3 protein-coding genes are annotated in these 9807 nt (G+C 45.0%); 2 read left to right on the plus strand and 1 reads right to left on the minus strand.

Annotation, left to right across the window (positions count from 1 at the left end):
• Positions 1–221: 221 nt before the first annotated feature.
• Together G500_RS0110030 and G500_RS25030 are read left to right on the plus strand one after the other, a co-directional pair.
• Positions 222–3263, plus strand: a complete 3042-nt coding sequence (locus G500_RS0110030; RefSeq protein WP_161626116.1) for a CHAT domain-containing protein — start codon at positions 222–224, stop codon at positions 3261–3263.
• A gap of 313 nt (positions 3264–3576) precedes the next feature.
• Complete coding sequence (locus G500_RS25030) at positions 3577–8091, plus strand: choice-of-anchor Q domain-containing protein (protein WP_161626117.1); 4515 nt, start codon at positions 3577–3579, stop codon at positions 8089–8091.
• A 324-nt stretch (positions 8092–8415) separates the two neighbouring features.
• Here the strand turns inward: G500_RS25030 and G500_RS0110050 are convergent, their stop codons facing one another.
• Positions 8416–9663 (minus strand): CHASE2 domain-containing protein, encoded by a 1248-nt coding sequence (locus G500_RS0110050; protein ID WP_027002466.1) that lies wholly within the window; start codon positions 9661–9663, stop codon positions 8416–8418.
• Positions 9664–9807: the final 144 nt, after the last annotated feature.

Below are 9807 nucleotides of genomic sequence, written 5' to 3' on the forward strand. Positions count from 1 at the left end.
AGAGAAGGTTTCACCGTTTCGAAAAAACTATGTACTTGCCTTTCAAAAAGCTAAGAATAAGGCGATTATTGCGTACATTTGCTTTTGGAATCCTACCCTTAAAAGCGTAAAAAAACATGCTTGTACCATTTTTCTATCTCCTCAAACCTTTATCGGCGATTTTGCAGTGCTTTTTTTGCGGAATGTTTCGCAGCTATGCTTATTTTTTAATCTTTTTTCTGATGGGATTTCCGCTTTTGGGGCAGCAAAAAAAAGTAGAAGAGGCACAAATGGCAGCCCAATTTTTAGCCGACAAGAACTACCCCAAAGCAGCCGAATCGTATCAAAAAGCTATCCTTCAAGCCGAGCGTAGGCAAGATTGGGTAGCGTGGGCAGCCCTGCAAGCTCCTTATTTAGAGGCACTTTATCATCAGAACTTAGTCAATGAGCTTATCTCTTTGGGTGAATTGGCAGCCGATAAGCGTGTTCGTTTTAAAAATCAGGAAGTAGAATTGGGCAAAATCTACAACCTTTTGGGCGTTACTTATTTCTACAAAAAACGCAACCTCGATGCCGCACGCGATAGCTACGAAAAAGCCTTAGCCTTTCGCGAACAGACCTTTGGCAAACAGCACCCCGAAGTAGGCAAGGTTTGTTACAATTTAGCCATTTTATATGAAAGTTATTTCGATTTTGAAAATGCCCTCCTACTTTTAGAGCGTGCTATCCAAATTCAGGAGCAGAATTTGAAAGCCACTGCCCCCGACGAATCGCAAGCCGACTTGCGCGAAATCTCACGCTATTACACCTTAGCCGCTGCCATTACACGCAAAAAAGGAGATAACACAGCGGCAGAAAAATATTGCCTGCGCTCGATAGAAATAGATAAAAAGATAAACAATCGCGTCGGACTTATCAAAACTTACGAACTTTTAGCCCTTTTACACAAAGACCAACAAGCCAACGACCGCGCCTTAGAGTATGCCCTTCGTGCCTATCATTTGAGCAAAGAACTCTACGGCGAGGAGGAAAAACAGAAATATGTGTCGGTAGAAAACACCTTAGGTACGATTTATCAAAACAAGCACGATTATCATAAAGCCTTGATACATTTACAAAATGCGTATCATAGTTATCTAAAATTGTATGGAAAAAAGCACGATTTTGTAGCCAAAGTATTAAATAATCTGGGGCGCGTGTATTCTTCTTTGCAGCAAAATAGTGCGGCGGTGATGTATCACAAACAATCTTTGCAGGCTTTCAGAGAGCTTTATGGCGAACTCCACAACGACGTTGCTTGGACAAAGAGCCTTTTGGCGAGTGCCTTTTTTAGGCAGCAAGAATACGATTCGGCGCGTCTTTATGCGCGACAAGCCTTAGACGACCGCATCTTACTCTTTGGGCGTGGCAACCTGAAAACGTCCGATTCCTTTCGCACTTTGGCAAGTTTTGAGCGCAAGGAGCGAGGCTATGCCGATGCTTATTTGCACCTGCAAGAGGCAATTTTGAGCAATTTGGGTTATACACAAGTGGAAAAAGAAAACACTGCCCTTTTAGAAAAAATAGACTTTTTGCGCTCTCAAAATGCCGCTATCTTGTTGCATTTGCTCAAAGAATGGGCAGATGTGCGCAAAGAATGGGCGATGAGCGAACACAATTTGGTGCTGCGCGAACAGTATTTAGAGCAGGCATATCAGATTTATCAAATTTGTGAAAATCTGATTGATTTTCGCCGAAAGAGTTTGAGCAGCAAAAGCGATAAGATAGAATTGGGAAATTTAGCTATCGATATTTATGCTTCGAAGGTAGGCTTGGCAGACTTATTTTACAAAAAAAGCCAAAAATACCAGTTTTTAGAAGAAGCCTTTTTAGCCTCCGAATCGGGGAAAGCCGTCGTACTACTCGAAGCAATGGCAGAAGTGGAAGCCAAAACCAATGCAGGGATTCCCGATAGCCTATTGCAAAAAGAAAAGATTATTAAAGACAATTTGGCTAAAATCAATAAGGAAATTGCCGACAATGATGACAGAAACAAGATGTTGGCACTGCAAAATGAACGCTTCGAACTCAATCGCAAGTATGAAGATTTTGTGCGCTTTTTAGAAACACAATATCCCAACTATTACAACCTCAAACTCAATACCCAACAGGCAAGACTTAGCGACGTGCAAGCCGAATTAGATGAAAAAACTGCCGTCATTAGCTATCTTTGGGACTATGAACAGCGGCAACTCTTTTCCTTTCTTATCACAAAGACGCAAATTGGGGTGCAGCGCATCGAAAATAGCGTCGAGATTGAAAAACACCTAAACGGCTTGCGCAATAGCATCATTTACGACGCACCCCACATTTATCTGAAAAGTGCCTACATTTTGTATCAAAAACTCATTCCTACTTTGCCTAAAAATATTGATAATATCGTTTTCATTCCCGATGGAAAACTAAATCTTCTGCCTTTTGAAGCCCTGCTCACCAAAAATCCTATCCGCAAGGAGGAAGACGAAGAGCGCACCGACTATGAAAAACTTTCATACTTGCTTGAAGATTACAACATTAGCTATTCCTATTCGGCTACCCTTTGGCTACAACAGCGCAAGCGCGAAAAATCTACCGAGCCACTCCGCTTTTTAGCTTTTGCACCCAGTTTTACCAATGCGGCGCAAAAGCACCTGATAGTAGCCGCCGATACACAACGCTCTAATTTCACGCCTATCCCCGCAACGCTCGAAGAGGTTCGTTTTATTAGTCAGATTTTTGCCAAACAGAAAGCACAAACGGCTATTTACACACAAGACCAAGCCACAGAATACCAATTCAAAGGACTCGACCTAACGCAATATCGCTACGTGCATTTGGCAACGCATGGCTTTATCAATGAAAGCCGCCCCGAACTCTCTGGTGTTGCGCTTTATGCTGAAAATCAGGAAGATGGCATTTTGTACTTAGATGAAATTTTCAATTTGCAGATGAAAGCCGATTTGGTCATGCTTTCGGCTTGCGAAACGGGATTGGGTAAGATTTCGAAGGGCGAAGGCGTAATTGGACTTTCACGCGCCTTGCTTTATGCAGGCGCAGACAATGTCTGTGTTTCGCTTTGGAAAGTAGCCGACAATTCTACCTCTTTGATGATGCAGCAATTTTTTCAATACCTTTTGCATCAGAATTTAGACAAATACCCTTTTGATAAGGCACGCGCCTTGCGCCAAGCGAAACTGCAACTTATCAAACAGAAAAAATACGCACGTCCCTACTATTGGTCGCCTTTTATTATGATAGGAAAATAAAATTTGGCGCAAGACAAGACATAGGTAAGATTTTTTGTTTTTTATGCCTAAAAAGCTCTATTTTCTATTTTGTGTAAAGAAAGTAGGGCTAAACCCTTATTTTTAAAAATATTAGTCAAACAAAGTAAGGCGAGCCAAAACTCTCTGACCACTAACAAGCCTCCCAAAGAAGCAAAAAGCAGGGTTTCTAACATTACAAAATAGTGAAATCATATCAAATCTAAAACCTTTGCTGCATCAATAAGATTAAAAGTTGTATCTTTCCTTTCCGATAAGCGAACTCACGATACAACCTTTTTATACTACCTTTCCCATGAAAAAACGATTTACAACTTTACTAACCCTCTTGCTACTTGCCATAGAGATGCCCCTTTGGGCATGCACCTTAGTAGTGAGCAGCAATGCCGATTCAGGCGCAAATACCTTGCGCGATATGATAGCTTGCGCCACTTCGGGCGATGTGATAACCTTTGCACCAAGCATGGCAAATCAGACCATCACCTTAGCCTCTACCTTAGAGATTCCTGTTGGAAAAAATCTGACCATCGACGGACTTAATGCGCCTAATTTGACCCTTAGCGGCAATAATGCGGTTCGGATTTTTTTGCTACAATCTACTTCGGTCAATCCTACAAGCCTAACTTTAAAAAACCTGCGCCTCATCAACGGACTTACGACTGAATTTGGCGGTGCGGTACGAAGCCAACACCAAGGCGTTCTGAACATAGAAAATTGTACCTTCGAAGCCAACAACGCACACCGAGGGGGCAGTGCCGTTTTTAGTCATTTCGAGGGCAGCACCACTATCTTGAATTGCACCTTCAACGGCAATATCTCTATTGCCGAAAACGACGAGCGCGGCTCTACCGTTATGCTTTGGGGACCTAATGCCCATAGCGTCCGCAACTCAAATTTTACCAACAACAGAGGTATCAATGGCGCAGCCATCAACGGACTCAATGCCGCCCTTTTGGTAGAAGACTGTAATTTTACCAACAACAGAACCACAGATGCCACTTTCGACACAGGGCAGCCCAACGACTTTTTGCGCGGCTACGGGGGCGCAATTTATACAGACAGAGCCACACCTGCACCCCCAAGTACGGCTACGGGTAGCATTATTTTAAGACGCTGCAATTTTATAGACAATATCGCCCAAGCCGACGGCGGCGCGTGCAATCTTTATACAGACAATACCGACAACGTGCTAATTGAAAACTGTTACTTCAATAACAATGAAAGCCGAATCCTGACGGGTGGCACAAATGGGGGCAGTGGCGGAGCAGTGGTGCAGATGAACAACAACCAAAATAATGGCTTTGTCGTCCGAAACTCTACTTTTTCTAATAATCGCGCTGCCGTCAATGCAGGTGCAATACGCGCAGACTGGGCAAATACGACGATAGAAAATTGTACCTTTTTTAATAATCGCGCCCAACTCACAAGTCTATCGGGAACATCTGCCAACGGCGGTGCTTTGGCATTTTATTCGATGGCTTCTTCTACGGTCAATGTTACAAATTGTACCTTTTCTACCAACTATGCAGGTTGGGTAGGCGGTGCCATTGCGGGACCTGCCTCTATTCGCATCAAAAACAATATCTTTTTTCAGAATACGGCAGGAAACGGCGGCAATACGTGGAACATTCAACAACATTCGAGCAACCACTTCACCGATTTGGGCAACAACCTACAATTTCCCAACAAGTTCACCAACTTAGCCAACGACTACAACGTCAGCGCCAGCGTAACGATAGCCAATCCCCTTTTGGGTACTTTGGGCAATAATGGCGGCTTTGCACCCACTATCCCCATCTTGGCAGGAAGCCCCGCCATCAATGCAGGAGCAGGCTGCACGCCTACCGACCAGCGCGGTGTAGCGCGTGTAGGCGTGTGTGATATTGGCGCATTCGAATTTGATACGCCCCCACCGCCGCCCTCTCAAACAGACATCGTGAGCAGTGCCGTCTTTTTAAATTGTGGCATGACCGAAGCCCAAGCCATGGCAGCAGGCGCAGCGACTCTCTCTGTCGGTGGCTCGAATTATTATATCGGCACGCGACAAGTTTCGGCTATCAATCAGAATCCGATTATGCTCAAATTTACAGGAGGCGTTTTGGATTGGTGTAGAGAAGACTACGAAACCACAGGGGCAGACGGCAGAGGATACGGACTCTTTGATTCTGGCACAGGGCTTTACGCCATCTTTTCTACCGACGGCACACAAGGCACAGTAGCCCAAGATTATCGCCGTTTCTGTACTTCGGGGTGGCTAAAAACCTACACAGACGCTTCTCCCGGCGGAGGGGGCGGTCCGAAGGTGGCAATTATTGTAAAAATAGACCCTGCCACAGGCGCAGGTTTGCTCAATAATGGCACTTTCATAACGGCACGCACCAGCAGCAACACAACCAACTCTATGGAAGTTACGGATATGTATTTAGATGCCAGTTCAAATATCATTGTCCGCGCCAATTCTTGGTTTCGTCCGCGCAAAACCGACCGTACCGCCATGACGCAAACAGGCACAGGCGGCTCGCCACACGATTACACCGTCATCTTCACACCCAACTTACAAACGGCAATTTGCGCCTCCGCCGTAGGTTGGGACAACGGTACAGGCGTGGATTGTCTTTCTGGTTCGGTAACGCCGCCCCCTGTGGGAACGCCCGAAATTCAGGTTTTGCAAGGCACAACGAATTTAAACCAAAATGCAAGCTATAATTTTGGCACAACGCCCGAAGGCACACCCGTTACGCGCACTTTTATTGTTCGCAATGTGGGTACTGCCCCCCTTAGCTTGGGAGCTTTGAGTAGCATACCCGCAGGTTTTAGTTTGGTCGGAACGTTTCCTTCGGGTACGATTGCAGCAGGCGCACAGGTGAGCTTTCAGATTCGCCTAAATGCCACAGCAGCAGGCACTTACACAGGTTTGCTTTCTTTTGTAAATGGCGACGCAGACGAAAATCCTTTCAATCTTACCCTCAATGGAACAGTCAATCCGCCTGCCACAGGCGGCGGCGGCAGTGGCACAGGAGGTGGTGGCGGTGGAGCAGCCCCTGTCGTCTGCACGCGCATAGGCGACTTCGACATCACGCCTTTGAGTGCCTCGGTACTAAAATTAGAGTGGAATGTAGAAAATGGCATTACGCCCATAGGTTTCGTTTTGTATCGCAACAATACCCTACTTACCAATCTGCCTGCCACTGCCAATCAGTACCTCGATGGAAATTTGGACGCAAGCCGACGGTATACTTATCGCCTCGAACCAATTTGTGCAGGAGGTACGCCACAAGACAAAGCCGCTTCTGCCTACACTTTGCCCCCTAACCCGACAACGACGGAAGTATTAGCCGCCTGCGGCGAAGGTAGTGTCATTTTAAAGGTAGAAGGCAAGACGAATTGGCAGGGCGTTTATCGTTGGTATGAAAATCAGACCGACACCACTCCGCTTTTTGAAAGTGCCGAGGGCATCTTCCAGACCCCAAGCCTTAGCCAAAGCCGTTTTTATTACGTGAGCATTTTTGAGTTGGGACAGGAAGGCGAGCGAACTGCGGTAGAAGCCCTTGTAGGGGCGGCGTATCAGGCGCGTATCGCCAACGTTGCTACCGACACAACGGCGGCAGGAGGGCTTGTTTTGGTTAGCTGTGAAAGCCTTATCACTTTGGAAGCAGAACTTGTAGATGGCGCAACGGCTTATGTTTGGAAAAGAGACGGCAATCTTTTGGGTGCAAATAGTCCGACATTGCAGACGCGCGTAAGTGGAAAATACGAACTTTTGGTTTTCAAAGGAAACTGTGTCGTTACTTCGCCTATTTTAGAGGTGCAACTCAATAGCCGCCCTCAATTTGACCTTATCGAAGTGGAAAACAAAACAGGGCGCGGTTTCTGTCGTCAAGCCCTCATTGCCATACAACCCGACTCTACTCTTTTGGGCAGCCTGCCACTTTCCTACACGTGGTTTTTGGGCGATAGCCTTGTGAGTCAGGATTCTATTTTGACAACTACCCAAACGGGGCGTTATCGTGCCGTTGTTACAGAAAATAGATACGGCTGTAGTGCCGAAAAAGAGGTAGAGGTACGCATCTTGCCACTGCCCGAAAGTCTGACCATTTCGGCTTCGAGCTTAGATTTTTGTGCAGATGGGCGCGTACAATTAGGCGTAGCCGCGCTACCAGATGTTAGTTATGAATGGTTTTTAAACGGCATTAAATTGCCTTTTAATCGCCCTCAAATAGAAGTAACAGAAGGCGGAAGCTATCAAGTACGCGCTTCCTACCTGCGAACTGCCTGCGTTGCGTGGTCGGATAGCGTGATGCTTTTGCAATATCAAGCCCCTACTTTGCGTATTCTACCCGAAGGAACGGCACTAAAAGCAGAAGTTAGCCCTGCCCTCCCTTACGCTTGGTACAAACTCAATCGCATGAACAACCTTTTCGAACTCCTTGCAGGCACAGAAAATATGGAACTCTATCAGCCTACTGAAAGTGGCAGTTATCGCATTATTGCCCAATATGGAACAAATTGTACGGCAGAATCGCGCAGTTATACCTTCCAAGCCCTCACCACAGCCTTAGACGATACCCTTTTTGAAGCCCTCCGCTTGTATCCCAATCCTACCCAAGCACAAAGCACCCTGATACTGCCCGAAGGTTTTGGAAAAGGCGACCTTAGCCTTTTCGATACAAAGGGACAAATTTTGTATCGCCTTGCTTTCAATCAAGAAGGGAAAATAGAAATTCCATTGCAAAACTATGCCGTCGGTATCTATTTTCTGAAAGTGCAGAATGAAAGGGGCGCACGTCTTTTCAAAGTGGTACGCGAATGATAGGCGTTGTTACAACGATAAAAGCTTTAAATGCACCCCACCCCAAACCCCGCCCCCATTAGGGCGGGGCTTTGATTCGGAATCATTTTTTTTGCATAAATGCAAAAAAAATGATTTGGTTTTCGAACCCTCCCCTATGGGGGGAGGGCAGGGTGGGGGTTCAGCAGGTCTGCGCGAAGCACAAAACCCAGCTTTCTGACCTTCTGACCGTTGTAACAACGCCCGAATAATACTACTGCCGAATAAAACGAACAAAAAAAAGCTAACGGCTCTTTGAGAACTGTTAGCTTTTTTCATTTTGGCTTTTAGTTTTAAAAAATCAATTTAATTGTACGGTTCAGTTATTTTTTTCCAAAGGTTTGTTATCAGACCCAAATAGACCTCTAAGACATCACCGCACAATACCGTTGCTAAAATGCCGACGGTTATATCTAAAATAACGGAGTTTTTATCTAATAATATCATAAAAATATAGACAAAAACAACAATTTCTAAAAATTGTATCACTTTGGTTAGAACATCATACCAAATACCAAATCTACGGCTAAAATAGATATTCGTAAAAAGTGCTACATTGAAAAAGGCAAGCAGGATAGAAAAAAGCCAACTCTCCCAAGCAGGCATGGGGTCGAGGGTTGTGCTATTTAAAATCATAGAAATAATATTGGCGTGAATGACAACCCCGTACATATCGGTATAAGTTCTGCCGACAGGACGGTCGTTAAGGGGGGTATAAAACCTATCTTCGCCGTCTATTTCTACGGTATAATCAAGCCCCATGTCGCCCAAAAGGACGATTTTGCCCTTCAAAAGTGAAGGCTCGAAGCGTTCTTCTAAGACATCTTCGGGATTGAGGCAGGTGAATTTTTGCCAGTCGCCTCGATAATAAATTTCCTCTACTTCGTTATTTCGCTTCAAAAAGGCTTCTGTTTTTTCCTTATCAAAAAGGCGAGCCGCTTCTATGGCATAGGCATAATAAGAAACGCGCTCTGTGCTTTTAGGGTCTTGCGGATTTTTCAAGACCTCGATTTTGGGTATAAATTGGCGACAGGTGGCAAAGGTCTGCTTGTCGTCATCTACGGGCAAATTGACAAAGGCTATTTTTTCGGCTTGCTCTCGAAAGGCTTTAATGGGTAGGAATAGCGTATCGGCGGTAATTTGTTGGGTTTCTTCGTTTTTATCGATTTTATCGAGCTTGGTAGCCAGAATCAAGTTCGGCGTTTGGGCAATCGTAGCGGTGAAGATGGAGTCTATGAGTGGGTCGCGCTCCCGAAAAAAGAGAATATCCAACGCCACAACTTTGGGTTGGCACTTATTGATGATGTCTATTTGTGCTGCAATATCAGCGCGTCCGTACTTTCCAATATTGACGATAACAATGTTGGTATCGGCAGGGATACGGTCGTTGTCGCGAATTTTACCAAAGTAGAGGTCGGAAAGTTTGAAGTCGTTGATGGTTTCTTCAAAGACATTTAAAAAATCCAAACTAATGGCTGCTTTTTGCAGGAGAAACAAAAAAGCAAAAAGGGCAAGCGTGCCTGTGAAGGTAGCCCAATTAAAAATCTTTCGCATGTATTCAAAAGTTAGGTCAGAAAATAAGTCAAAGGGTAGAGCAGGAAGCTAAAATTAGGAAATTTTTAGATAAGGCAGCAAGCGCGTCTGAAAGAAGTGTTTAAAAATAAGAAAAGATATTCGTTTGGCAAAATAAAGTAGCCT

This window comes from Hugenholtzia roseola DSM 9546 (genome assembly GCF_000422585.1).
GTDB classification, from domain to species: Bacteria; Bacteroidota; Bacteroidia; order Cytophagales; family Bernardetiaceae; genus Hugenholtzia; species Hugenholtzia roseola.

Coding starts and splice junctions, on each gene's coding strand:
- G500_RS0110030 (WP_161626116.1), top strand. CDS start 222: ATGGGATTTCCGCTTTTGGGGCAGCAAAAAAAAGTAGAAGAGGCACAA.
- G500_RS25030 (WP_161626117.1), top strand. CDS start 3,577: ATGAAAAAACGATTTACAACTTTACTAACCCTCTTGCTACTTGCCATA.
- G500_RS0110050 (WP_027002466.1), bottom strand. CDS start 9,663: ATGCGAAAGATTTTTAATTGGGCTACCTTCACAGGCACGCTTGCCCTT.